General features: G+C 57.3%; 24 protein-coding genes and 1 pseudogene. 22 read left to right on the top strand and 3 right to left on the bottom strand.

Features of this window, described 5'->3' with window-relative positions; all coding sequences use genetic code 11:
- Positions 1–112 precede the first annotated feature (112 nt).
- Positions 113–226, top strand: a pseudogene (locus AC07VG_RS12640) (alpha/beta hydrolase); the annotation flags it as partial.
- Positions 227–373: 147 nt separating this feature from the next.
- Complete coding sequence (locus AC07VG_RS12635) at positions 374–1,150, top strand: alpha/beta fold hydrolase (protein WP_495003953.1); 777 nt, start codon at positions 374–376, stop codon at positions 1,148–1,150.
- 68 nt (positions 1,151–1,218) lie between these two features.
- On the opposite strand, the gene mobH is transcribed toward AC07VG_RS12635, so the two are convergent.
- Positions 1,219–3,096 carry a MobH family relaxase gene (mobH, locus tag AC07VG_RS12630; RefSeq protein WP_495003954.1) on the bottom strand — a complete coding sequence of 626 codons (1,878 nt, stop codon included), beginning with the start codon at positions 3,094–3,096 and terminating at the stop codon, positions 1,219–1,221.
- A gap of 572 nt (positions 3,097–3,668) precedes the next feature.
- Here mobH and AC07VG_RS12625 point away from each other — a divergent pair.
- Positions 3,669–4,229: a DUF3577 domain-containing protein gene (locus AC07VG_RS12625; protein ID WP_495021277.1), complete on the top strand. Its 561-nt coding sequence runs from the start codon at positions 3,669–3,671 to the stop codon at positions 4,227–4,229.
- A gap of 115 nt (positions 4,230–4,344) precedes the next feature.
- Positions 4,345–4,839 carry a RadC family protein gene (gene radC, locus AC07VG_RS12620; RefSeq protein WP_495003956.1) on the top strand — a complete coding sequence of 165 codons (495 nt, stop codon included), beginning with the start codon at positions 4,345–4,347 and terminating at the stop codon, positions 4,837–4,839.
- A 699-nt stretch (positions 4,840–5,538) separates the two neighbouring features.
- Here radC and AC07VG_RS12615 read toward each other — a convergent pair.
- Positions 5,539–5,733 carry a DUF7740 domain-containing protein gene (locus tag AC07VG_RS12615; protein WP_495003957.1) on the bottom strand — a complete coding sequence of 65 codons (195 nt, stop codon included), beginning with the start codon at positions 5,731–5,733 and terminating at the stop codon, positions 5,539–5,541.
- A gap of 515 nt (positions 5,734–6,248) precedes the next feature.
- On the opposite strand from AC07VG_RS12615, the gene AC07VG_RS12610 reads away from it, so the two are divergent.
- The 9 genes from AC07VG_RS12610 to AC07VG_RS12570 all read left to right on the top strand — a co-directional run bounded on the left by AC07VG_RS12610 (position 6,249) and on the right by AC07VG_RS12570 (position 16,840).
- Positions 6,249–7,415 (top strand): hypothetical protein, encoded by a 1,167-nt coding sequence (locus tag AC07VG_RS12610; protein WP_495003958.1) that lies wholly within the window; start codon positions 6,249–6,251, stop codon positions 7,413–7,415.
- A 1,237-nt stretch (positions 7,416–8,652) separates the two neighbouring features.
- The gene (pilL2, locus tag AC07VG_RS12605; protein WP_495003959.1) at positions 8,653–9,282 is read left to right on the top strand and encodes a PFGI-1 class ICE element type IV pilus protein PilL2; all 630 of its coding nucleotides are present in this window, start codon (positions 8,653–8,655) and stop codon (positions 9,280–9,282) included.
- Positions 9,279–9,965 (top strand): hypothetical protein, encoded by a 687-nt coding sequence (locus tag AC07VG_RS12600; protein ID WP_495021276.1) that lies wholly within the window; start codon positions 9,279–9,281, stop codon positions 9,963–9,965. Before pilL2 ends, AC07VG_RS12600 begins: the two co-directional genes overlap by 4 nt.
- Before the next feature lie 10 nt (positions 9,966–9,975).
- A complete protein-coding gene (locus AC07VG_RS12595; protein ID WP_495021275.1) occupies positions 9,976–10,713 on the top strand; it encodes a TIGR03759 family integrating conjugative element protein in 738 nt (245 codons plus the stop codon).
- Entirely contained in the window at positions 10,710–11,273 is a 564-nt protein-coding gene (locus tag AC07VG_RS12590; RefSeq protein ID WP_495021274.1) for a lysozyme family protein, read from the top strand. The genes AC07VG_RS12595 and AC07VG_RS12590 overlap by 4 nt, the downstream gene beginning before the upstream one ends.
- The gene (locus AC07VG_RS12585) at positions 11,270–11,830 is read left to right on the top strand and encodes an integrating conjugative element protein (RefSeq protein WP_495021273.1); all 561 of its coding nucleotides are present in this window, start codon (positions 11,270–11,272) and stop codon (positions 11,828–11,830) included. The genes AC07VG_RS12590 and AC07VG_RS12585 overlap by 4 nt, the downstream gene beginning before the upstream one ends.
- A 2-nt stretch (positions 11,831–11,832) precedes the next feature.
- Complete coding sequence (traD, locus tag AC07VG_RS12580) at positions 11,833–14,013, top strand: type IV conjugative transfer system coupling protein TraD (protein ID WP_495003964.1); 2,181 nt, start codon at positions 11,833–11,835, stop codon at positions 14,011–14,013.
- A gap of 288 nt (positions 14,014–14,301) precedes the next feature.
- Positions 14,302–15,051: a TIGR03747 family integrating conjugative element membrane protein gene (locus tag AC07VG_RS12575; protein WP_495021272.1), complete on the top strand. Its 750-nt coding sequence runs from the start codon at positions 14,302–14,304 to the stop codon at positions 15,049–15,051.
- A 46-nt stretch (positions 15,052–15,097) separates the two neighbouring features.
- Positions 15,098–16,840 carry an ATP-dependent nuclease gene (locus AC07VG_RS12570; RefSeq protein WP_495021271.1) on the top strand — a complete coding sequence of 581 codons (1,743 nt, stop codon included), beginning with the start codon at positions 15,098–15,100 and terminating at the stop codon, positions 16,838–16,840.
- An 89-nt stretch (positions 16,841–16,929) separates the two neighbouring features.
- Here AC07VG_RS12570 and AC07VG_RS12565 read toward each other — a convergent pair whose 3' ends face one another.
- Complete coding sequence (locus AC07VG_RS12565; RefSeq protein ID WP_495021270.1) at positions 16,930–17,487, bottom strand: hypothetical protein; 558 nt, start codon at positions 17,485–17,487, stop codon at positions 16,930–16,932.
- Positions 17,488–17,662: 175 nt separating this feature from the next.
- On the opposite strand from AC07VG_RS12565, the gene AC07VG_RS12560 reads away from it, so the two are divergent.
- The 9 genes from AC07VG_RS12560 to AC07VG_RS12520 are packed head-to-tail and all read left to right on the top strand — an operon-like array spanning position 17,663 to position 25,307.
- Complete coding sequence (locus AC07VG_RS12560) at positions 17,663–17,989, top strand: integrative conjugative element protein, RAQPRD family (RefSeq protein ID WP_495021269.1); 327 nt, start codon at positions 17,663–17,665, stop codon at positions 17,987–17,989.
- Positions 17,986–18,225, top strand: coding sequence for a TIGR03758 family integrating conjugative element protein (locus AC07VG_RS12555; protein WP_495003968.1), 240 nt, complete (start codon positions 17,986–17,988; stop codon positions 18,223–18,225). The genes AC07VG_RS12560 and AC07VG_RS12555 overlap by 4 nt, the downstream gene beginning before the upstream one ends.
- Positions 18,226–18,264: 39 nt before the next feature.
- The gene (locus AC07VG_RS12550; protein WP_495021268.1) at positions 18,265–18,627 is read left to right on the top strand and encodes a TIGR03745 family integrating conjugative element membrane protein; all 363 of its coding nucleotides are present in this window, start codon (positions 18,265–18,267) and stop codon (positions 18,625–18,627) included.
- A 12-nt stretch (positions 18,628–18,639) separates the two neighbouring features.
- A complete protein-coding gene (locus tag AC07VG_RS12545) occupies positions 18,640–19,044 on the top strand; it encodes a TIGR03750 family conjugal transfer protein (RefSeq protein WP_495021267.1) in 405 nt (134 codons plus the stop codon).
- Positions 19,041–19,718: a PFL_4703 family integrating conjugative element protein gene (locus AC07VG_RS12540; protein WP_495003971.1), complete on the top strand. Its 678-nt coding sequence runs from the start codon at positions 19,041–19,043 to the stop codon at positions 19,716–19,718. The genes AC07VG_RS12545 and AC07VG_RS12540 overlap by 4 nt, the downstream gene beginning before the upstream one ends.
- A gap of 2 nt (positions 19,719–19,720) precedes the next feature.
- Positions 19,721–20,617: a TIGR03749 family integrating conjugative element protein gene (locus AC07VG_RS12535; protein ID WP_495003972.1), complete on the top strand. Its 897-nt coding sequence runs from the start codon at positions 19,721–19,723 to the stop codon at positions 20,615–20,617.
- Positions 20,607–22,079, top strand: a complete 1,473-nt coding sequence (locus AC07VG_RS12530) for a TIGR03752 family integrating conjugative element protein (RefSeq protein ID WP_495003973.1) — start codon at positions 20,607–20,609, stop codon at positions 22,077–22,079. Before AC07VG_RS12535 ends, AC07VG_RS12530 begins: the two co-directional genes overlap by 11 nt.
- A complete protein-coding gene (locus AC07VG_RS12525) occupies positions 22,060–22,479 on the top strand; it encodes a TIGR03751 family conjugal transfer lipoprotein (protein ID WP_495003974.1) in 420 nt (139 codons plus the stop codon). The genes AC07VG_RS12530 and AC07VG_RS12525 overlap by 20 nt, the downstream gene beginning before the upstream one ends.
- A complete protein-coding gene (locus tag AC07VG_RS12520; protein ID WP_495021266.1) occupies positions 22,479–25,307 on the top strand; it encodes a conjugative transfer ATPase in 2,829 nt (942 codons plus the stop codon). The genes AC07VG_RS12525 and AC07VG_RS12520 overlap by 1 nt, the downstream gene beginning before the upstream one ends.
- The last annotated feature ends 169 nt before the right edge of the window (positions 25,308–25,476 follow it).

Below are 25,476 nucleotides of genomic sequence, written 5' to 3'. Positions count from 1 at the left end.
TGCGTGGATTTTTTATCACGACATTTCGCAATAACTCCCAGCGAATCAATACTAACGTATATCTATTTAACGTATTGATATGGATAGTTAAAAACTTTAAATAGGGTAGATTCGGTTCACGGGCAAATATGACTTCCGGCTGATCACCGGAGGCACCGGCCACAACCTGCCACAGGAAGCGCCGCAGGCTTTTGCCAAGGCAGTGATCGACGCGGACCACCTATAAGCAACGGTAACCGTACTGGCCGACTCAGCCGAATAAAGCGACATGGGGACTGATTTTCGACGGTCAGTTCCTACAACAAAGCACTGTCGTCCAGTTGGACGATGCTTTCCCGAATTGATCCGACCACTCACTTTTAAGGAAATCGAAATGAAAAAAACACTGACCGCGTTGGCTTTTGGAGTCACGCTGCTTATGGGTTCGAGTGTGTTTGCCCAAACAGTCAAGCCCACCGTCGTACTCGTGCATGGCGCCTTTGCCGACGCATCAAGCTGGAACGGGGTCGTCAAAATCCTGAGAAAAGACGGATATGTTGTGATCGCTGCAGCTAACCCCCTGCGCGGCGTGAAAAGTGACGGAGATTACATCTCCAGCCTTGTGACCAGCATCAAATCCCCCGTCGTGCTGGTAGGCCATTCTTATGGCGGCAATGTCATCAGCGCGGCGGCTAATGATCAATCGAATGTAAAGGCGTTGGTTTACGTCAGCGCCTTTGCGCCCGAAGCCGGTGAGTCAGCTGCCGAACTGGCCGGGAAATTCCCTGGCAATACGCTTGGCCCAACACTTGCGCCTCCAGTTACGCTCGCAGACGGTAGCAAGGACCTCTATATTCAGCAGGATAAATTCCATGCTCAGTTTGCTGCGGATGTGCCCGCGGCGCAGGCCGCGCTTATGGCGGCGACGCAACGGCCTGTGACGGAAGCGGCTCTGAACGAGAAGTCAGGGGCGCCGGCTTGGAAACACATCCCGTCCTGGTTCATCTACGGCGACAAGGACAAAAACATTCCACCACAAGCAATAAACTTCATGGCTAAACGAGCACAGGCCAAAGGCGTGGAAGTCGTCAAGGGCGCGTCTCATGTCGTAATGGTCTCCAACCCCGAGCCGGTCGCTCGCCTGATCGAGAAAGCCGCCTCGGCACAATAGCTAAAGCGGGATCTGTTACATAGAAAGATGACGGGCCGCACAGAAGAAACCCGGTCAGCCTTCCACTCTTAAGAGGAGTCCTTCAGCACTAGATAAGGGTTGTCATACGGTTTCTCGGTGAAAATCAGCCGGGGATCCTTGAGCAAATACCCCTTGATGTCTCGGGTTTTGCGCGGCCCTTTGATCTCGCATACCCAAATATTCAACCCTCCTTCACTCTTGTGGTGCAGACCCAATTTCTCAAAGCAGCGTTGAACCCAACGCCAATCGCTGGTGCCCTGCTCCTTGGCCATCCGCGCGGTTTCGGGGTGTTCCTGAGCATAACGCTGAAAGATCTTCGGCGTGACCAGAAAGGCCGTCTCAGCGACGCTATGGACCGATGCGTGGGCGTCGTTAAGGGTGATCGTGTGCTTCAGGATGCCTTGGTGTAACCAGGTCATGAAAGCTTCCCCCAGATCCGTCCCCTTCACGTCAGGGACTGGCAAATGGATAGACGGACAGGACTCGCGAGGAACAGCGCGCGGGCTAACAACCGACGCAGAGGTGTTCCTGATGGGGGAGGCGTCGGATTCGTGGAGATGCGTGTCCATTGAGCTGCCCTCACCTAACCGCCGAAACCATTCGGGGGGTTCTCCAAGTGCTTGCTCCTGCGTCTGCATACCCATGTCGTGCAATGGTTCCTCGTCAACGGTGAAACGGGCCTGAGCAACGTCTTGCATCCAGCCCGGTTCAGCGCCCCAAGGTGAAACCTGTTCAGGCGGTGAACGATCTACGGCAGGTGTATCACTGGTTTGCCCGGTAGTTTCAGTCGTCGTTTCAACTGTGACCGTGCCGCTGAACACCGGAGGACGCTTGCCCTCCTCCCAGAGCAACGCCGGGGAGACTTTGAGGAACGTGAGGGTCTTTTTCCATTTACCGCTCTGCACAGTGGCAGTCCAGATCGCTTTGCCCTCAACGTTGATTTGAATGATCGCGTTATCCTGGAGCACGTTGAACAGCGTGGCATTCGAGGACGGAATCCCATCCGCCCCCTGAGACAATAAGTGGGCGCGCAACTTGTCCGCCACCGTTTTGCTAACCAGCCACACGCTGTCATCGGTGAGCCAACCGTCTGAAGCACGAACCTGGTTCAACTTGAGCTGCTCGTTGACGAGGTAGCGCAGCCCTTCAATCAACTGACGTTGCAGGGAGCTCTTCGGTGCGGCCAGTGCCCGGACGGGGTTGCCTCCCAGCTCCTGCGCGACCGAGGCCTGGTCAGCCTGACTGACCAACTCGCCCAAGGTGCCGGCATGTTCGTATTGCCCGGCCAGCACATAGATCAGTGCGCTCCAGGGCTCGGGGTAAGTACTCAGCCAATCGAGAATCGACGCTGGCAGCACTTGCAGCGAGAGCAAGCCCGTCGTGGCGCTGTGGAGTTTGTAGGGGCGCCCCTTCAGGTACTTGAAGCGATACGCACGGTTGACCGGGCCCTGCCACGGATGCCACACCGTTCCATCGTCCAGCTGCACTTCCACATCGACCGCAACTTTTCCAAGGTCATGCAACAGGGCTGCGTACGCGATGGTCGCTGTCCAGGCCTCGGTTTGCGCCGCTTGGGTTTCAGGGGTCGCGCCCATGGGCAGCAGGTGTGACTGCCGAATTTTCAGGGCATAGGCCACGATTTCCAGGCCGTGATCGAGCATGCCGCCGGGATAAGCATGGTGATGGTTTTCGGAGGCCGGCAGGTGTTGAACCAATTCGGCGTAGCGTTCGATGGGACGTAGATAGAGGTCGGCAAACTGTTTGCGAGACAGCGAGGTGCGTTGCCAGATGTGCTCCAGGAGTTTGCGCCGACGCGGGGTCGACAGCAACTCAGCGGCCGTTTGAGGCATGAGGTAGTCGGATGAAGCAGCCTTGCGGGTTGGCTCGCGATCAGCCGACTTTTTCAATCTGAATCGCCAGAACATTCAGCCTGCCATCCGTGTGGTGTGAGGGAGCCTTTTGGCTGTTCAGTGTACGGATGACCTTTTGCGGGTAAGCCCTTTGCCCTTCGTTTTGCTTCCCTTAGTCCCTTCCGTTTGCCGTTCCTTTTATGGCCTTTTTGGGGCGCTGAGTTCCAGCGGAAAACAGGATCAGCCCCCTCCGTATTTATCCCTCGAAGGCAGGACAAAAGCGTATCAGCCGGATGGACCGCGGGAAATGACACGCCGCGGGAGACGTCGTCCACCCCAAGGCGCACAAGTTGAAATATCTGACACCCTCCGCCTGAAAGAGCGGACTAGACCACCTAGGGCTCTTTCCTCATGCTAAAGGGGTGTCCTGCTGACGTTGTCGGCAACATGCCCAGGTAGCCCGGATCTAAAAGGCTACGACGCGATGATCGCGTTGATCACCACCGGACCGCTCTCGCATTCATCACCGCGGTCAGTCGTCAGAACCTTTGACGGCCGAATGCCTACTGCACCACCACCCAATGGGGAATCACTTTCCCCTTGGGGATGAGTGTTTCCCCATTTTCCTATTGAAATTGGAGACACTCATGACGACTCAAACCCCATCCACTGCCGAAGAAAAAAAGTACTTCAACCTGTACCTTCAAGGCATCGGTTATCTCAACAATGTCAGGACGATCACTCGTCATAAGAAGTCGTACCTGAAGGTTTCAGTTACCGTACTCCAAGGCCCAGCCGACAAAGTCGATTACAAGTACTTCGACTGCACCGTGGTCGGCACCGAGGCGAAACAGCTCATCAGCCACTGCGCACAAGAAATCAACTCAGGTGAAACCGTACTGGCGCGCTTCACCCTCAGCGACCTTTGGGTCTTTCCCTTCATGCAACAAAAAATGGAAGGCCGAGGTCAGCCGAATGCTGGACTGGCAAGCAACCTCCTCTCGCTGTCCATGATCAAAATCAATGGTGAGGTGGTGTATACCGCACCGCCCAGGGAGCCCACATCGGACGTCAGTCCAGCGAATGCAGTTCAGAGACCCGATACGCTGGATACAACGGATATGTCGGTGATTGCTGATGATTGGGAGGCCACCAAAAGAGGTGATCCAACCGATACTACTGAAGGTTCCACGGTCTCGTACAGCTAGGCCTGTTCCATCATCTACCCAGGCGCCCTAACCGGCGCCTTCTTTAACCTTCGGGGGGCATACATGTCCCTTGGGGGATGGCGTGCCTCCATGACTGGATGCAGAGGTTGACGTCATGAGCTCTACCCATACTTCGAGCAACATGCACGCTCTAGAAGCACAAAGCCTTGCCCAGGAAGACCTGTTGATCGAAAAGGCCATGAAAATTCTGGATCGGCGGCTGTTCACTCGGGGTCCTCAACTCGAGAGCCCACCCGAGGTCGGCCGCTTCCTCAAGCTGAAACTGGCCGGGATGGATCACGAGGTCTTTTGCGTCATTTTCCTGGACATCAAACACCAAGTTCTCTCGTTTGAAATGATGTTTCACGGAGACATTGGCCACACCAGTGTTCATCCCAGGCAGGTGCTCAAGCGCGCAATCGCCCACAACGCCTCAGCGGTCATCGTGGCTCACAATCATCCTTCGGGGTGCACCACACCCAGTCAGGCTGATCGCGTACTGACCCTACGGCTACGTGAGGCCCTGGCGCTTATTGATGTGGTCTTGTTAGATCACATCATTGTCGGTGCCGGTGATCCACTGTCCATGACCCAACATGGGCTGATGTAACCCTCATCGCGGCGCCCTCCCCGGGCGCCTACTTTTCTGGTTTTAACTCTGCCTCTGCGGTGGCGAGTCTGAGCTCATGGCTAGAGGCTGCCTGCGACCAGACGGTCCCTTGGCCACGTTTTCATCTGAAGAGAAATGGCCATTCGACAAGCGCCGATAGAAACACCTGATGCAATCACCTTACGGGGAATCACTTTCCCTGCCGGGGCTGTGCTTTCTCCGCATCCTATTCAGCGGGAGGAACACCATGTCTACACTCAGCTACAACATCGGCTTCGCACTCGGCACAGTCACCCGGGAGTTTTTGAGTGCAGTGAAATCAACGAGTACATCACCTGGCCCCCGACCCAAGGTAAGCCCTCCGGTTCAGCTACCACCGCCCTGCATCCCAGATAACCTGGTGCGTGAAATGGATCGCTTGCCTGCAATGGTTCGCACCAAAGGTATCGACCTGAATCACTGGTATGCGGCAAACACGCGAGCGCTCCAAAAGGCGCCTCGTAAGCGCCGTACCAAGACGAAGGGGGTTGACCCTGCAAGGCCAGCCCTCACCGATTCCCTGACGACAGCTGCTTGCTAAGCGGGTCCACCCACCCCTGCTGGGAACCTTCCCGCAGGGGAGGTTCCCCTGAGTTTCACCGCTTAGGTCACGACAATGTCAACTACTGAATCAGGAGAACGAATCAAGTGTTTCGCTGTTCAATCGTCGAGATTTTCCGCCAGCAGGGCTACCAGTTCCATGGGGCTGCGGCTGTTGATCACGTTGTAGATCAGGTCGCGCTTGGACCGTGGCAGCTTCTTCACACAGCTCTTGGCCGATGCCCTCACCGCGTCATCCGTACCATGAATGCGTGCAGCCAGGAGTAGCACTAGAACGACGTCAGATAGATTCATAACGAGGGTCCAAAACAGAGAGCTGGGAGTGTAACGGTACGTGAGCGATCGTAAACCCCCACCGAGTGCCGAATGGGTATCCCCACACAGCTGAAATCTGTGAACCAGGCGCGAAGCTTTCAGGGAGATACCCAGAGCACCTCCGTATTGGCACCCCCTCAAGAAACTGGCGCAAAGCTTTTCGATCATAAATAATTCAGATTTTTCTAGCATTCTTGCAGCGATGAGCTAATACATATAGGTATCGATGTTACTGGCGCTTTGTGTTTTCTGATCAAGCAAGCGTCTATCCGTGGTGAAGGTAGATTTTCACAATTACGTACGTCATTTTTCAGATTGTGAGTCCCGCACGGTCCTTGAGCTAGGCTAGTGTGGCCGATGAATGTCAGTACGTGATTATGCATCTGCTTCTACGGGTACAGCTTAGCCCCTCACTCGAAAGTTATTTTGTTCAAATATTTCTTGCTTTTGAACGACGTTTAAAAACCACACAGGTCAATCTTGAGGGGTGATACATGCGTGTGTCTTATTGCTTTATCGTTAGCATCGCGGCTGGATTGGTGGCGTGCAAGAGCTCGATGCCGGAGCCAGGCATAGTCGCGAAAAACTGGAGCGAGAACACCCAACAACTCGGTATTCAGGCAGTCTTTCCGCCTCGTGGCAACGTAGATGTTGGCGATATTTATTTGGCCAGGGCGACGAGAGCAAGTGCTACGCCGCCACCTTCGTTTTACTCCACAATGGCGCAGTGGTACGACCATATTGACCTGACTGCCGAGTTGGAAAAAACAGCGCCAGACTTAAATGTCAGCAAGATGGCTGAGTACGATGATGGGCAGGGTACTGCTGCGAAGAAAACCTGGCGTCTGCCGGAGCTTACCCGCACGGGTAGCCACAAACAGCTTAATAGCTTGGTGGCATTCCCTGGTTTCACATTCGCGTCGTTGTCAGAAAGCCAGATAGGTGTGAACGTCACCAATAGTGCTATTAAGGCGTTTCTCAGTGGTGGACGTAAATCGTCTTACAGCGTTTCTTATTCGGTTCCAGCGGCTGAAGTTTACGGAGTTCCTTACATGGCAGCCAAGGAAAAGTTTATGAATCGTAGCAAAACTTATGATGCGGATGATCTGCAGAATTTCTCCCCGTCATGTGAGTATCAGACGGTGGTAGTGTTGATTACAGAAGTATATTCGGCCCGCGCGATTGATGTGGCCGTATCGGCGCAGGATGGGTTCAGTTTAAAAATGTCAGCGGCCGTTACGCGCCTTGCCGATCTGAGTAGCCAGAATACAGCGACCACCCATGAAATCGCAGCTATGACATCGGGACCTGCCACGACAGACAAGCTGGCGGCACTTAAAGCCAGTCAAGAGGCTGTCCAGGCCGAAATGCGTTCGCTTACCGAATCCATTGTCCCTGACTTGCCTGGAGTGACAGGATCGGTGGTGAGGTCCTCCAGTAACGGCATTACGCTGCGGCAGGTGTTTCAATTACCGGTGGTCGTTGGCTACAGGGGTGTGAATTTCAGCCCCGTGCTGACAGGGTGCGAAACAGTTAAGACTGGAAGTGGAACCGTAGCAGCGGCAGGGGGAACGGCCTCTCCCACAGTGGGGCATAACTTCAAGCTGGCCGATCCAGGGCTTAAGGTGCAACCTCTCGGTATACGGCCAACTGTTGAATAAGTCGGTAATGCAGCGCTACAGACGCTTTCAGTTGGCGAAAAGAGGATGAACTCGACGGTCCGGGAAGCGATGCGCTTCGTCCTACGCCAATCAGGTTATCGGCGGTGTCCAGCGAGCGGAGCGGGTGAGGTACGGTATACCCCACCCGCTACTCGCCGCGCATTTTATTTCACACTCTCATAGCCACACACCACGCAATAGATAGCCGGCTCCTGTATGTATGCAACCACAAGACTTAAAAGTATCATTCCTAAAATGGCAGAAACGAACCCTCTCAGAAAACCAAAATCATTAAGCCCTCTTTGCATTTTTATGGTACAAACCCCAAACCCCGCATAAAATACACCTATCAAAACATTTGAAGCCCTGTACATATCTCCTGCCGAAATGGTTTCCGTTACAGACGCACCATAACTCCCAGCATTACAACTCTGTGCCAACGCATGCATTCGTGCCCCAAGGTTGGAACTTCAACCACTCTCATAAACACAAGGCAGACTGAAATATAAAAAAAGCATTCAAATCCAAAAACAGATCACCTTCCCCACCAAAAAACCTACCGTCCAACCAAAAACACGCACCCAAAATAATCAAAAGAAAAAATTGAGAACAAGCATGACCACCAAAAAATCGTTACTCCGCAACACGCCCGCGCCCTTCAGCGCTGGAAAGCTTAGCAGCGATAATGATCGCTGCCATCAGCAGACCAATCAGACTAGCTTGAGCGCACATATACTTGCGCTCCCTAACTTCCTCAAAAACGCAGTGGGCGTGCGCAGTGCTCGCTGAAGATCGTGAGCGCCAGCTAATAACACTGGCAAAACCTTACTGATTACAGACAACAAAACTTTAGACATTCCAAGGTCATTTTTTATCGATCGAACCAATGGTATCGGCGATGTTGAAAAAATCATAAGCGCCAACACGCACGCAGACCACGGCCCGGCTATTGAGACGCTATTTAACTCGCGATATACTCAGCATCCGAATATAGGGAGCCTCACAACCTCCATAGCAGCGCTGTTTTATACTCTTACGGACTGCCAACATACCAAGCAATGCAGTTGGCCACTTTCGGATCTCACAACATCGCAAGCCTAGACCGACGCCTGATACGGCTCCCTGTTCCTACAACAGCGACCACCTGAAAAAACCCAACGCCCCAAATCCTGTTTGTTGGCTGCGATGACCGCTCTAATTTGCAACTGTGTCCTCACCACTGCGTGAGGACACATGGATGTTTTTCTCCCCCATTCGGCCTTTGGCCACTGCTGTAAAACTCGCCTTGCCGCTGACAGTGATGACGCTGTCGGGCTGCACATCGTCGACGACTTCGTCTGCTCAGACGGAGGTCATACGCCCCTCCGTTTCGAAGGTTTCACGTCAGTCACAGGTTCAGTGGCTGCGGCCTGAACGTTCGCCTGCTCAGCGTAAGGGGCGTTACACCCTTGCCAGCACGTTGCCTCGAACCGAACAGTTGGATCTGCTGAGCCAGGTGATCGATATTCGCGTGCCGGAGACGGTGAACCCGACGGTCCAGGAAGCGATGCGCTATGTCCTGCGCCACTCAGGCTATCGGTTGTGCTCGGCAACCAATGCGGGGAATAGCGGCGTGCAGGTGCTGTATGCCCATCCGTTACCCGCCACGCATTACCGGCTTGGGCCCATCACCGTACGCAATGCACTGCTGGTCCTGACCGGGCCGGCGTGGCGGGTGGAGGTTGACGAAAAAGCTCGGAGCGTCTGCTTTGTGGCTCGAGACGCAATGGCGGATCAGTTACCGACAACCGTAATGGTTGGCCCGGTGGAGGGTACAGCGGGAGCGGTTTCCTCGCCTACGGCGCGGCCGCTGGGAGGTGAGCAGTGAAACGTCCAACGCTGTATTCGGCCATTCAAGGTGCCACACTGATTATGTTGGCAGGCACGGCAGTGTACCTGGGAGGCAAGCTCTCAACGCTTTCCAACGCTGTGGAATCGATGCCCTCTCACGAGGGCCTGGAAAGCATCCAGTTGCACCTGAAAAAGGTGGATGCCGAACTCGATAATTTGCAGTCACTGAGCTGTGTGACGGTGGAGGACTTTCAGGCCGCGCAAAAGTCAGCCCTCCAACGACTCGAAGCCTTGGCGGCAGAGCGTTCCGTAGAGACCGTCGTCTCAGGTCTCACCGCGCTGACCACTCAGGTGGAAAACACAGAGGGTGCATTGCTGGCACTCAAAGCCGCCGTAGAGGCCCCTCCTTCCTCGGCCACTGCGCCGGCTCCGTCCTCTGCTGTTGCGCTTGGGTCTTCATCGACCGTTCCCAAGGCCGTACGTCCTCGCAAAGCCAGCACAACTGCTTCTACCCGACTGCCCTTCACCGTCGTGGGTCTGGAGTCACGCAGTGGCGAGTTGTTTTTGGCGGTGATGCTCACAGGGGTACGGCGGCTGGATGACATTGAGCTGCTCCGACCAGGCCGGATGCTCTTGGGTTGGCGCTTGGATGCCCTTGAGCCGGGCAAAGCCCGATGGGTTCGGCCTGACGGTGGTTCGCTCACCGTCTCGATTCCGTGAGGGCTACACGATGAACGTATCCCCTCTTTGTCTGTTGTTGAGCAGCACTTGCTTATTACTGCCCCTGGCGACTCAAGCCGAAACGCTCATCCCCCTGAGCGTTGAAAATACGCCGCACACGCAGCACCGGGAACACCCGACTCAAGCACTTGAGCAAGCCCTGGCTACCGAATGGGGCCTCAAGCCCGAAGAGTGGCAACGCTATCGCCGTTTGATGCAAGGTCCGCTCGGTGTGTACTCGCCCAACCTCGACCCACTGACGGCATTGGGCATAGAGGCGCGAGATCCGCAGGAACAACAGCGCTATGCCGAACAGCAGGTACAGGCGGAGTTCGCCCGCGTGCAGAAGCTGCTGACTTACCAGAACGCCTACAACGATGCCTACCAGCGTTTGTACCCTGGGCAACTGCCAGTGAACCTGATGGGGACCGAGAGCACCGCCCAGGCGTCCCCTGTGACTTCTTCGGCGCGGTTGGCGGTGTTTGTCACCACTCACTGCAAGGGTTGTGCGGAACGCGTCAGACTGCTTCAGCAAGCGGCGCAGGGTTTCGACCTGTACCTGGTGGACAGCCGGGGCAAAGACGACCGTCTTCGGGCCTGGGCCAAGCGGGTCGGCATTGAGCCCCAGAAAGTCCTCAACCGCGACATCACGCTCAATCACGATGTTGGGCATTGGGCGCGCCTGGGCGACAGCGGAGCCTTTCCTGCCGTCATGCGGCCTGTGAATGACCAATGGCAGCGGCAATGAGCCGGCGTCGTTTGTGGCCATGCGCAGGCCTCGTGGGTGGCGGTCTACTGGCTTTGCAGGTCGGCGCCACCCCCTTGCCGCCCCCTGCTTACCAGTGGGCCACTCGCGGCACCTCCGTCCCCTCCCCCGTGCTGTACGCGCTGGCCCTACAAGAGAGCGGTGCTCGCGTCCGTGGCCGTCTGGTTCCCTGGCCCTGGACCCTGAATGTGGCCGGCCTACCTTATCGCTTTGCGGATCGACGCTCGGCATGCCGCGCCCTGCTCCAGGCCCTCCAGACAGTCAGTGCCAAGCAAGTGGATGCGGGCCTGGGTCAGATCAACCTGGGGTGGAACGGCGAGTACTTTGCGCATCCCTGCGAGGCCCTGGACCCGTACCGCAACCTGACCGTCGTCACTGCCCTGCTTCTTAAACACAAATCCCCGGACAGCAACTGGACCGCCGCCGCGGGCCGTTACCACCGCCCCGCTGGCGGTGCACCCGCCAAACGCTACCGCCAGGCCTTTGCTCAGCACCTCACCCGTCTCACCAGCCCCAACCTTCAAGGAATGAAGACCCCATGAACCCCACACATCCCCCACGCTCTGCGTTAGTCACCCGTGCACCGCTGGCTGCTTGGGCGCTGCGCTTACTGACTGGCCTGCTATGCGCTGCCGCCCACGCCGAACTGATCGTCGTTGAAGACCAGGGCGGCGCCTCGGCCCTGGCGTATTACCGCTCGCTCAATCTGTTGTCGGATGACCAACCGGCCAAAGCCATGACCTTACCGCCCGTACGCATCACCACGTACAGCGAAGCGGACATGTTGCCAGTGAAGTCCACATCCCTGAGCCCGGGCCCCTTCAAGAGCCGCGTGCACAATGCCGCCGGTTTGCGGCCGGTATTCCTCATCGGCGATGACGAACTGTCACGGCAATGGCTGCAGCGCCGAGGCGATGTCTTGCGCGAAATCAAAGCCGTCGGGTGGGTGGTCAATGTCCAACGGATGGCGGCCCTCAAGGAGCTGCGGGCCTTAGGCGCCGGACTGGAGATGGTGCCAGCAGCGGCAGATGACCTGGCCCAGCGGCTGGGGATTGAGCACTACCCCGCTCTGGTGACGGCTACCGGTATCGAGCAGTAACCATGACCCCGTCCCATACCATTGAGACCCTACTGCGGCCTGCGGTGGAGCTGTACACCGTGGCGGTGTGTGGCATTGGGGCGTACCTGAGTCTGTTCGCGCCCTGGTCGCTGGCGTTGACGCCACTGTTCGGGGTCGGGGCGGCAGTGTTCTTTCTAGGGTTCGGCGCGATGCGCCTTCGCCAGGCGCTGGTGGTGTTGCGTTACCGGCGCAATATCCGTCGGCTGCCGCGCTATGTGATGACCAGCAAGCAGGTGCCCGTGAGCAATCACCGACTCTTTGTCGGCATCGGCTTCAAGTGGGAACAGCGGCACACCCAACGGCTGATGCAGACCTACCGGCCCGAGTTTCGTCGCTACGTGGAGCCCACTGCGGGGTTTCAAGCGGCTCGCCGACTGGAAGTGCGCCTGGAGGTGGCGCCCTTTCCGTTGAGCTTGGTGCCCCGTGTTACCGCCTGGGACAGCCCGTTTAACCCGGTGCGTCCTCTGCCGCCAGTGGGTGGTTCTCCTCGCCTGCATGGCGTTGAACCCAATGAAGTCGAGGTGTCCCTGCCACTCGGGGAACGCGTCGGCCACAGCCTGATCCTGGGCACGACCCGGGTGGGTAAAACCCGGTTGGCGGAGCTGTTTATCACCCAGGATATTCGCCGCAAGAAGATGGTCAACGGGTTGCCTGAATTCGAGCCGGTGATTGTGTTCGACCCCAAGGGCGATGCGGACCTGCTCAAGCGCATGTACGTCGAAGCCAAACGCGCCGGGCGTGAGAACGAGTTTTATGTCTTTCACTTGGGTTGGCCGGACTTCTCGGCGCGCTACAACGCCGTGGGCCGTTTCGGGCGCATCTCTGAAGTGGCCAGCCGCATCGCCGGCCAACTCTCGGGCGAAGGTAACAGCGCAGCCTTCAGGGAGTTCGCCTGGCGCTTTGTGAACATCATTGCCCGGGCGTTGGTGGAACTGGGAATTCGTCCGGACTACCTGAAGATCCAACAGCATGTCATCAACATCGACGCGCTGTTCATCGAGTACAGCGGTTACTACTTCGCCAAGCACGACCCCAGGGCTTGGGAGGTGATCGTCACCCTCGAAGGCGCCCTTAACGAGAAAAATACCCCTTACAACATGCGCGGTCGGCAGAAGCGCGTGACGGCCATTGACCAGTACCTCTCACAAACCCGGGTGGCGGACCCGGTGATGGATGGACTGCGTTCGGCGATCCGCTATGACAAGACCTACTTCGACAAGATCGTCGCCTCGCTCCTCCCGTTGCTGGAGAAGCTCACCACCGGGCGGATGGCCGAGTTGATCTCGCCCAATTACACGGATCTCAACGATCCTCGGCCGATTTTTGACTGGATGCAGATCATCCGTAAGCGAGCGATCGTGTACGTCGGGCTCGATGCCTTGTCCGACCCGGAGGTGGCCGCCGCCGTGGGCAACTCGATGTTTTCGGACCTCGTGTCCGTGGCGGGCCATATCTACAAGTTCGGCATCGATGACGGCCTGCCCGGTGCTGTCCAGGACCAGAAAATCCCCATCAACCTTCACGCTGATGAGTTCAACGAACTGATGGGGGATGAGTTCATTCCGATGATCAACAAGGGGGGTGGCGCGGGTATCCAAGTCAGTGCCTACACCCAGACCCTCAGTGACATTGAGGCCAAGATCGGCAACCGAGCCAAAGCCGGTCAGGTGGTGGGCAATTTCAACAACCTCTTCATGCTGCGGGTACGCGAGACCGCCACCGCCGAGTTGCTGACCCTGCAATTGCCCAAGGTGGACGTTTATTCCACCACGCTGGTCAGTGGTGCGACGGACAGTTCGGACCCGACCGGCAGCACCGACTTCACCAGCAACACCCAAGACAGGGTCAGCTCCACCAGCGTCCCGCTGATAGAACCAGCCCACATCGTCAGTCTGCCTAAGGGGCAAGCCTTTGCCCTAATCGAAGGCGCCAACCTCTGGAAAGTCCGGATGCCCCTACCTGCCCCTGATCCAGATGAATGTATGCCCAAAGACCTGCAAGCCCTGGCCCAGCACATGCGCAAACGCTACATCGATGGCGGTGGCGAATGGTGGGTGAGCAGTGGAACGCGGGTGATGGATGAATCACTACCGACGGATCTGCTGGGGGAAGCTCCCCAGGCCGAGACCGTTGCTACAACTGCAGAGGAAGCTCAACCATGAAAGGAAAAATCCGCGTAAAGCTGCGTTTCGTTCACCTTCGGGCATCGACATCGGTATCAGAACCGGCACCGGCATCAACGACGATCTCCAACGTCTTGCATCAGCTACTGATCGCTGCTCGATGGGGGGCCCATGATGGGAACGATCTATTTAACCGATTTAGCAAAAATGGCCTGTCTCCACGCTGGATCAACGTACTCCAGATTCGGGTAGAGGACCCGGTCGCCGGTCCACTATTTGTCTGCTTCGAACCTGTGGTCCTTACGGCGCACTGAGCAGGAGGGAACCATGGCCACCAGCACCGACACCGCAAAAAGCCAACAGCTACACCGTGATAAGGGCCTGATCAGCAAGGCCATCGGGCTGCCTTTCACCCTCCTGGGCATTTTGTTGGTGTCGTTGCTTTTCAGTGTGGTGACCGAGTGGATCGGGCTGTATTTCTTCTGGCCGGAGGAAGGCTGGCACCACTCGCAGGAGATGCTGAACAGCGAGCTTGAGTGGTTGTCGGCAGCATTTGTCCAGAGTCTGTTGGTCGAGCAGCCCGGGCAAACCGCCCGTTGGATCATCGGCTTGGCGTACGAGTGGGGTTTTGAGAAAACCGGTCTGATCCACTGGGTCACCCAGTCAGCCGAGCAGGCCCGAGTGAACAGTAACCGGGGGACAGGATTTCAGTACTACCTGGGGCTGGCCTATGTGCATCTGGAAGACTACGGTCTGGCGGCAGTCTATGCAGCGCTGACCTTTCTGGCGCGAATTCTGATTTTGATACTGACGCTGCCGTTGTTCTTGATGGCGGTCTTCACGGGGCTGATCGATGGGCTGGTGCGTCGAGATTTGCGGCGCTTTGGTGCGGGGAGAGAGTCCGGGTTCATCTACCATCGGGCAAAGCGGATGATCGTGCCTCTGTGGGTCGCGCCCTGGATCATCTATCCTGCCTTACCGATGACCGTGAGCCCTCTGCTGGTATTGCTGCCCAGTGCGGCGGCGCTGGGTGTGGTGGTGAGCATTTCAGCAGGCAGTTTTAAAAAATATCTGTAAGCGATATGATTTTGCCATCATTTCGAATTCAGGCAGTCACTGGCTCATGGAAGAACAGATTTTTTTGCACGGTATCAGGCTCAAGAACTATAAAGGTATCGGAAAGAAAGCTGCTTTCATTACACCTTTCAGAAGATTTAATTTTTTTATAGGACCAAATAATTCAGGAAAATCCTGCGTCCTGAGTTTTATTGCAGAACATCTAAACTCAATAACGCATCAAGACATTGACAACCTCAGCAATCCAGAATACCTTGAAATACTGAAAACGTTTGATATCCATCTCGGCGCTACTTCATCGGATATAGAAACGGCAATCGGAATCCCTGCAGATGCAATCAGAGCCGCAGTCTCAGAGAAAAATTTATTCACCGACCCGCAAATAGAAAACATATATGAATTTTTAGCATCCATCTCACAAAGTGGCGCTATATGGTTCCAGACCATAGACAACATTGCCTTACCCTTAGAAACTTTTAGATTCGATGATCCTCCACACACAGCAAAGAAAATACTTGGGATCTACCCAATCATTAGCGATCATAATGAATACGAAACCGACTCAAATAAGTTCCTCGATACTATAAGATGGCTTATCAACCTAGTGGGCTTCTCAAGAACCAAAGTAAATCTAATCCCTGCCATCAGGCAAATCTCCTCAAAAGGAGAGAGTTTTTCAGACTGGAGCGGCAAAGGACTTATCGAGGAGCTTGCCAAACATCAGAACCCTGTTATTCAGGAGCGTCATCTTGTTAACAAATTTAATCAAATTAACGAGTTCCTGAGGACCGTAACTGAGTCGAGAACAGCCAAAATAGAAATCCCTTACAATAGAGAGCATATCCTCGTCCACATGGACGACAAAACACTGCCCATTGAGTCACTCGGTACCGGGATCCATGAGGTCGTAATGCTTGCAGCCTTCTGTACATTGGCTGAAAACCAGATTGTCTGCATTGAAGAGCCCGAACTTCACCTGCACCCTGTCCTTCAACGTCGGCTTGTAAAGTACTTAGAAGAGAACACCACCAATCAGTATTTTATCGCTACACACTCACCTAGTATCATTGACACCATTGATGCCTCTGTTTTCCACGTCTCCAACGTTGATGGATGCACCGAAATAAAACTCTGTTTATCCTCAAACAGCAAATCCAACGTCATCAGAGACCTAGGCTACAAAGCCTCTGATTTGCTCCAGGCCAATGCAATCATTTGGGTGGAAGGCCCTTCAGACAGAATCTATATCAATCACTGGATTCGTCAGATTGCACCTGAGCTTGTAGAGGGCATTGACTACTCGATCATGTTCTACGGCGGCAGGCTCCTGAGTCACCTCTCTGCGAATGATATTGAGCCGAACCTAGAGGATCTCGACGCCCTCATCGCAGTGAGGCGCCTCAATCGGAATCTGGCAATCGTTATCGACAGCGATAGAGCTTCAGAAGACACCCCCCTAAACGCAACAAAGCTCCGAATCCAAAAAGAGATTGAAGACAACGGAGGAGTAGTATGGATCACCGACGGCAGGGAAATTGAAAATTACATATCGGAAGATGATATGACTACGGCCCTAAGCGAATGTTACAAATCATTCGAAAGTCGCATCGACACCGGTAAATTTGATCATGTGCTGCCATTCAACACCAACACAAGCACAACATTAAAAGACGTTGACAAAGTAAAAGTCGCCAAAAAACTTTGCGAAAAAACCTTGAACACTCATACCTTTGGCTTAAATGATAAAATCGAAGCTTTAGTTCTAATGATCAAAAAAGCCAACGCCTAACATCTCACGGGGCATTCCAACCCCTCAGACCATGACAAAGGCCAAGCAATGGCGCTCACCACTTAGACGGGGAGCGCAAGCACTTTACTTTAAATATGCGTAAGCATGATAACCAATGCTATAGCATCAACGGCGATGATTCCGAGTAGGGCGAGCACTTGCACAGGATGTCGCCCCCATGACCCATACAACGTCCTAGAAAGGTTAACGGAGTACACCCCTAGATAAACCGCGAGGACGAAGGCCATTAGAATTGAGGTCAGAAAAACCCCGACCGCAGGAACAAACATCTTAAGGGCCACGAGCCCGAATACCAACATCTTCGTCATCAGAAAAAAAGAGCCATAATGTTTGGAAAGCAGAGACAAATACCTCATTTTTTGCGCTCGCTTGATATTAAGCTGGGACTCAATGATTACTTTCAGATCGAACCCACACTCTCGAACGACATAAAAGCTTATTCCAACGAAGAGTAAGATACTGGAAAGCATTACCACGGAAGCCCCATCATAGGGCTGCCATAAATTCACATTAAAGGTCCCGTACCCCGAGGCGGCGAGCAGGTACATGACCAGCGCTAAAGTTGACATTACGCACAAAACGGAATAACTGATTAACGGATTCGCACTCATTTTTTGAGTATTCATAAACGCCATCCTCGTCTTCGATTCACGCTCAACTGACTCATGAGCCCCCCTCTGTTGCCGTTCGATACTGCCATGAACTGAAAATAAAACCCACTCGACCAAATCCTGTTTTCTGGCTGTTGCCCGCCTCATCTTTTGGCACGCTCGTTGAACCTTCTACGAGCGGATCGACACCATGCCCTACTCCCAACCTCTGCGATGTATCGCGTTAGCGGCGAGCCTTACCGTGCCTCAGGTGATGGCTGAGCCAACGGCTCACGAACGTGCCCAACTGAGTCTGGTGCTGCGTCAACTGGAGGCCATCACGCGGCAGGTGAATGCCCATGCCGCCGTGCCTGCCGATGAGCACGCGCGCTTCACCTTTGACTACGCCCGTCTTTCTGACGACTTGGAGCAGGTTCGCGGAGGCATTGAAGGCTACCTCACGCCATCACGTGCCCAACCGCGTACCCCACCTGAGCTGACCGGCCATTACATCCGGTCCGTGGGGAGGTCCCCATGAGCATGAGTGCACCACAGCTCAGCGCCTTTCAGGCTATGGGCGGTTTTACCCCGCAACAAAGCACCACCTTGCTGATTGGGCTGGCTTTGGCCGGCGCACTGATCTTCGCTGCCTGGGCCCTCGTCACCGGTTACCGGGGTTGGGCCAGCGGCCAACTCTCCCAAGGGAAGTTCGCCGGCCTGGCCACGAAGGTGTTGCTGATTTACCTACTGCTCACTTTTCTATTGCTGCACTGACCCGTTTTTTTGGATTACCCCTGCCATTGGAGGCACCTCATGAAAACCCGTATTGGTTTAAACCGCGTCACTCACCTTTTTTCGCGTTGCGGCGTGGCTTGTTTGGCCGCCTGGTCCTTCTGGGCCCTCGGGGCACTCCCAGAAATGGAGGCCCCGAGCCGGGGCGAATCGGACAGCATGATCCAGACCCTCCAGGACCATGCCTTCGACATCCTCTCCCTGATCGCTCTGGTCATCGCTGCCGCCGCATTCTGTGGCGTGGCCTACCACGCCTTCACCACCTACTCCGAGGTGCAAAACGGCAAGAAGACCTGGGGCCAGTTCGGGCTGACCTGTGGGGTGGGCGCCCTGCTGCTGGTGATCAGCATCTGGCTGCTGACCAAGGCCACGGGCATCTTGTGAGGATATCTGGCAATGACACAAGACACGGATCACCTACTGCCCGACGGCACCCTTCGGTTTCTGCCGTCACGCCTTAATCGTCAGCCGGTCATTGTGCTGGGGCTCACGGCCGATGAGATGTGGATCTCCGTCGCCGTCAGCGCGGTGATCGGCGCTGGCCTGGGGGTTTGCATCGCAATGCTGTTTCAGAGCCTGGCCCTGGTGCCCACGATGCTGGTGATGTGCACGGCGCTGGGTCTGCTGGCGGGCGGCAAGCTGCTTCGCCGTCACAAGCGTGGCAAGCCAGAGACCTGGCTGTACCGCTATCTGCAATACGCCCTCGCGATGCGATGGCCGGTGCTCACCGCCTGGATCGGCGGCGCGGACCTGGTAAGGCGCTCCGGGCGCTGGAGCACCCGCCGGAGTCGACTCCCATGAGCCGCTTCAAGAATGAGGTGGCCCGACTGGAGTCCCACCTCCTCTCGCTTCGCATCGGGTGTGGGTTGCTGTTCGGGGTTGCCTTGGTCATGGGTCTGGGATGGTGGGACGCCCCCCGAAATATGACCATCAACCTCCCACCGGACCTGCGCTCCGGCAGCACCCGCAAGTGGTGGGAGATAGCGCCAGAGTCGGTGTACACCTTTGGCTTCTACATCTTCCAGCAGCTCAACCGCTGGCCGGTCGATGGCGAGAAGAACTACCCCCGCGCCATTCAGAAACTCTCGGCCTACCTGACCCCTAGCTGCCAATCCCAGCTCGAAGGCGATTTCCGGAAACGCCAGACCGCCGGCGAGCTGCGCGGTCGGACTCGGGGCGTGTTCGAGATGCCTGGCCGGGGTTACGGCGATGATCCAGAGCAGCGAGTCAAGGTGCTGGGTCGGGACAACTGGGTGGTGAACCTGGACCTGGCGACCGAGGAATTCTACGGCTCGGAACGGGTCAAGCAGGCCTTCGTGCGCTACCCCCTTCAGGTCGTACGCCTGGACGTGGATCCAGAGAAAAACCCCTTTGGCCTGGCCCTGGACTGCTATGACAGCACGCCGCAACGCATCGCCCCACCGCCTGCACCCTCCGCCTCAAACGATCCTGCCACTGCTACGCAAGGAAGCTAGTCATGCGTCGATGGAACCTCTTTCTCCCTCTTTGGCTGGGTTGCGCTGTGGCCCAAGCTGTCGAACTCATGCCGTGGGAACGATTGCCCCTGGCCGTGCCGCTGTACGTCGACCAGGAGCGCATCGTCTTTATCGACCAGAACGTCAGGGTCGGTGCTCCCCGTTCATTGGGTGACACGCTGCGTATCCAGAGTACTGGCGGTGCACTGTATCTGCGGGCTAATGCGCCGATCGAGTCCACCCGTCTGCACCTGCAAGATGTGCGTACCGGTGAAATCATCCTGATCGACATCGCGGCCACCGAAGGCCAAGGCCAGCCCGCGCTCGAACCCATCAAAATCGTGAAAGGCTCGGGCACGTCCATGGGCTACGGTGATACACCCGAAACCGCCGCCTCGGGCAGCGACGATGACCCGCCTCTCACTGCGGCGGACAGCCCTCCCGCTTCACGACAAACGCCAATCCCGGTGGTCCTGATCCGCTACGCGGCGCAAAACCTCTACGCTCCCTTGCGAACGGTCGAGCCCCTGCCCGGCGTATTGCCGGTCAAATCGCGGCGTGACCTGGATCTGACAGGCCTGATGCCCACGCAACCGGTCACAGCCCAATGGCTGGGCGCCTGGCAGTTGGAGGACCACACCGTCAGCGCCGTCAAACTGCAGAACAGCGCCCCCATCCCCATCGCTCTGGACCCACGCGAACTGCGGGGCGACTTCATCAGTGCGGCCTTTCAGCACGCGCACTTGGAGCCCACTGGCCTGGCCAGTGACACCACGGTGGTCTATCTGGTCACCCGCGGCCGAAGCTTGGCGCAAGCCCTATCACCGACCCTCAGTCCGGTGGATGCCAGCATTACCCTTCCTACCTCCGCCGCGCCCGGAGGTGACCATGACCAGTAATGGCCTGCTCAAGTGGCTGCTCCTGCCCCTGATCCTGCTGGTGGTCTTCGGGGTACTCAAGGCCTGCTCCCCCAAGGACGCCCCCACAGCCAAACCCGCCAGCACCGCGCAGCCCCTGACGCCAGAGGACATGAAGCTGCTCGACATCGACGGCGACACGCCCCATGACACCGTGGCCACCCTGGTGGCCCAGACCAAGGCCATGCGTACTGAGCTCAAGGCGCTGCTCACGGAAAACAAAGACCAACAGAAAGAAAACGCTCGCCTACGTCGGCGGGATAGCGACATCGATCAGCGGATCCAGAAAGCCCTGAACACGGAACTTGAGAAAGCCCAGCCCACAGGCCCGCAACGCCTGAGTCCACAGGACACCCAGAACCTGCTGGAGGACCTCAAGCAGCAGCTCTCAACCTCGTTTCTGAACAAGGGCGGCGCCGACCTGCCCATCGGCCTGGGTCTGGAGCCCGATGACGAAGCGTCGTTCTCGGGAGCCCACAATGACCTGATCTGGACCGAGCCTCAGGACGGCACCTCCGTCGATGCCAAGGGCAAACCGCTGCCGGCTGGGTCCGGCAAACCGGCAAAGGGCTTCACTTTCCCGACGGCCTTCAGTGATGAGATCAATAAGGGCCAGCGGGCGCTCAAAGCCAATACCGGCGCGGTCGGCCGCCACATCAAAACCACGGACGACAAAACCGCAGCCAAGCCCGTCTACACCCTGCCTGAGAACAGCACCCTCACCGGTTCCATTGCCATGACCGCGCTGATTGGCCGGGTGCCCGTGGACGGGGTGGTGAACGATCCCTACCCCTTCAAGGTGCTGATCGGCCCGGATAACCTCACCGCCAATGGCATCGATCTACCGGATGTGGCGGGCGCGGTGATCAGCGGTACCGCTGCCGGGGACTGGACGCTCTCGTGCGTGCGCGGGCAGATCGTCAGCCTGACCTTCGTGTTCAACGACGGGCGTATCCGCACGCTCCCCGCCCCGCAAAAACTGGCCAGCCGCCAAAGCAGCGGTCAAACCGGCCAATCGCAGTTGAACAAGATTCAGGGTGGCATTGGCTGGCTTAGCGATCCGTATGGCGTGCCGTGCATTGCCGGTGAACGGCGCTCCAACGCCCAGCAGTACTTGGGCACCAAAAGCCTGCTCACGGCGGCCGGCGCCGGGGTGGCCAAGCTGCTCGAAGCCGACAAGGCCGACGCCAGCACCGTGCTCACGCCTGGCGGAGCCGCCGTGGGTGCAGGCCCCTCGGCGCTGAACAGCATTCTGTCCGGTGGCGTGAAAGACATTGGCGACTGGGTGAACAAGCTCTACGGCCAAGCGTTCGCCGCCGTCTATGTGCAGCCCGGCGCGCCCGTGGCCGTGCACCTGGACCGGCAGCTGGAAATTGACTACGAAACCCTCGGCCGCCAGGTGCGGCATGTGACAGGAGGTCCCCATGCATCGACCCTCGATTAATTCCCTCGCCTGCCTGTGGCTGGTCATGGTGCTGACCGGTGGCTGCACCACTGACAAGGACGACCTGCTCCCTCATGGCTCGCAGACCATGACCGATCTCTGGGAGAGACATGCGGGCCCGGCGCCTCAAGGTGCCCTGAGCCAGTCACTCCAGGAAGCCCGCTTGGCCTTGCGTCGCCCCCTGGATGACATGGGGTCCGATCAGTTGACCTATACCCGCACGGCCCGCAACGAGATCCACAGTCAGTTCAAGCGCCTGCCCAACCCGGACATTGTGATGTACGTCTTTCCCCATCTGGCGGGGTCTGACCCGGTCCCGGTGCCCGGCTACAGCACGGTCTTCCCGCTTTACCAGCGGGTGCAGTACGCCCTGCCCGGCGAACGCACGGAGGCCTACTGATGGAAACGGACAAAACCGATACCGATCCCTGGGCACAGCACGTTGAACAATTGAAGGCCCACGGCCTGCCAGAACCTGGCGCAGGGAACCGCACCCGAAAGCGCCCCGCCACCAAGGCCGATGAACAAGCCCTCTATGAAGTGACGCCCAGCTTTGTCGACCTGTTGCCCTGGGTGGAATATTTGCCCGACACCCAGTGCCTGCTGCTGGAGGACGGCGAATCGGTGGCAGCTTTTTTTGAGCTGACGCCAATCGGTACAGAGGGTCGAGAAGCGAGTTGGCTGTGCACGGTACGCGATGCTCTGGAAAACGCCCTGCAAGACAGCTTCGATGAGCGTGAGGAACAGCCTTGGGTGGTGCAGCTCTATGCCCAGGATGAAACCGACTGGGACGGCTACCTGCAAACCCTCAGGAACTACGTACAACCGCGTGCCCAGGGAACGGCCTTTACCGAGTGCTACCTGACAATGTTTGGCCAGCACCTTAAAGCGCTGTCCAAACCCGGCGGACTGTTTGAAGACACGGTGGTGAGCCACCTACCCTGGCGCGGCCAGCGGCGCAAAGTACGGATGGTGGTCTACCGGCGCCGTAAGGGCGCTGATGGACGTCGAGGCCACACTCACGAACAGGCCCTCAACAGCGTCTGCGACCGACTGCTGGGAGGCCTGGGCAATGCCGGCGTCAAAACCCAGCGCATGACCGGCGCGCAAATTCATGCCTGGCTACTGCGTTGGTTCAACCCGCACCCGCGCCTGCTAGGCGAGACCCGAGCAGACCGTGAGCGGTTCTATCAACTGGCGTCCTACCCCGAGGGCGCAGCAGGTGATGCCTTGGAACGGGCCAGCGGCACCGACTTTGCCCAGCGCCTGTTCTTCGAACAACCGCGCTCGGACCGGGACCAGGGGCTCTGGTACTTCGACGAACAGCCCCATCGCGTGGTGGTTCTTGACCGTCTGCGCACGCCGCCGGTGATCGGCCATCTGACAGGGGAAACCCCTAAAGGCGGCGATGCCATCAACGCCCTCTTCGATCAGGTGCCGGAAGACACCGTGCTCTGCATCACCCTGGTGATCTGCCCGCAGGACCAGTTGGAAGCCCACCTCAATCATCTCGCGCAAAAGTCGGTTGGGGACACCCTGGCCTCCGAGCAGACCCGCGCGGACGTGCATCGAGCACGAAAGCACCTGGGCAGCGCCCACAAGCTGTACCGGGGCGCGGTGGCGTTTTACCTGCGAGGTCAGGACGTCGAAGAACTCGACCGCCGTACCTTGCAGCTCCACAACGTGATGCTCAACGCGGGCCTGCAACCGGTGCGCGATGAGCACGAAGTGGCGCCGCTCAATAGCTACCTGCGTTGGTTGCCCGGGGTGTTCAACCCGGGAATGCGTCGGAGTGAGTGGTACACCCCACTGATGTTTGTGCAGCATGTTGCCAACCTGGCCCCGATCTGGGGGCGCAGTGAAGGCACGGGGCATCCTGGGTTCACGTTCTTCAACCGGGGCGGCGGCCCGCTCACCTTTGATCCCCTCAACCGTCTCGACCGGCAGATGAATGCGCACCTGTTTCTGTTCGGGCCGACGGGCGCCGGCAAGTCAGCCACCCTCAACAACCTACTCAACCAAGTCACGGCCATGTACCGACCACGCTTGTTCATTGCCGAGGCCGGCAACAGCTTCGGGTTGTTTGCAGAGTTTGCGAGGCGCCTGGGGCTGACGGTCAATCGGGTCAAGCTGGCGCCTGGCTCCGGGGTGAGTCTGGCGCCCTTCGCCGATGCCTACCGATTGGTCGCAACACCCGACCGTGTCATGACCCTGGATACCGAGGATCTGGATGAGGCCGAATCCACGGAAGAGGATGAACGCGATGTCCTGGGCGAGCTGGAGATCACCGCCCGCCTGATGATCACCGGCGGCGAAGACAAGGAAGAGCAGCGCTTGACCCGTGCGGACAGGAGCCAGATTCGGCAGTGCATCCTCAACGCTGCTCACACCTGCGTAAGCGAGCACAGAACAGTGCTGACCCAGGACGTACGTGATGCACTGCGTGACATGGGCAATGACCCCCATCTGCCAGAGCCGCGGCGTCTGCGCCTGCTGGAAATGGCCGATGCCATGGACATGTTCTGCCAAGGCGCCGAGAGCGAGTTATTCAACCGTGATGGCACGCCCTGGCCCGAGGCCGATATCACCCTGGTGGACCTGGCCACCTACGCCCGTGAGGGGTACACCGCCCAGCTGTCCATCTCCTATATCTCGCTCATCAACACCGTGAACAACATCGCCGAGCGAGACCAGATGTTGGGACGCCCTATCATCACCGTCACCGACGAAGGCCACATCATTACCAAGAACCCGCTGCTGTCGCCCTACGTGGTCAAGATCACCAAGATGTGGCGCAAGCTCGGGGCCTGGTTCTGGCTCGCCACTCAGAACATCGATGACCTGCCCAAGGCCGCCGAGCCGATGCTCAATATGATCGAGTGGTGGATCTGCTTGAATATGCCGCCGGATGAAGTGAACAAGATCGCGCGGTTTCGGGCGCTCACTGAGGCGCAGAAAGCGCTGATGCTGTCCGCCAGGAAGGAGTCCGGAAAATTCACCGAAGGGGTGATCTTGTCCAAATCGATGGAGGTATTGTTTCGGGCCGTACCGCCGAGTCTCTACCTGGCCACAGCCATGACGGAGCCGGAGGAAAAAGCCGAGCGGTTCGCACTGATGAAGGCGTGGGGTATCACCGAGCTGGATGCGGCGATGGCTGTGGCGCAACGGATTGATGAGAAGCGCGGGATTTCAAGCTCAGTCATGGGGAGTGATCAGGTGCAGGGGTAAACAGCCTCGGCTGCACGGCGTCCTTTTTGTCATTAACTTTAGGACGCCTCTTAGGCTCCAGGAAAACTGACCAGCAACGCATTGAGATACATGTTCGCCCCCTGCTGATAGCTGGGGTAAATGTGATCGACCTATGGTACTGCACGACCACCACATGCGCAAAGCGCAG

The organism is Pseudomonas sp. GW821-FHT03C07 (assembly GCF_059420925.1).
The sequence above is the reverse complement of the archived record's forward strand: the minus strand, read 5'-3'. Positions and strand labels throughout refer to the sequence as shown.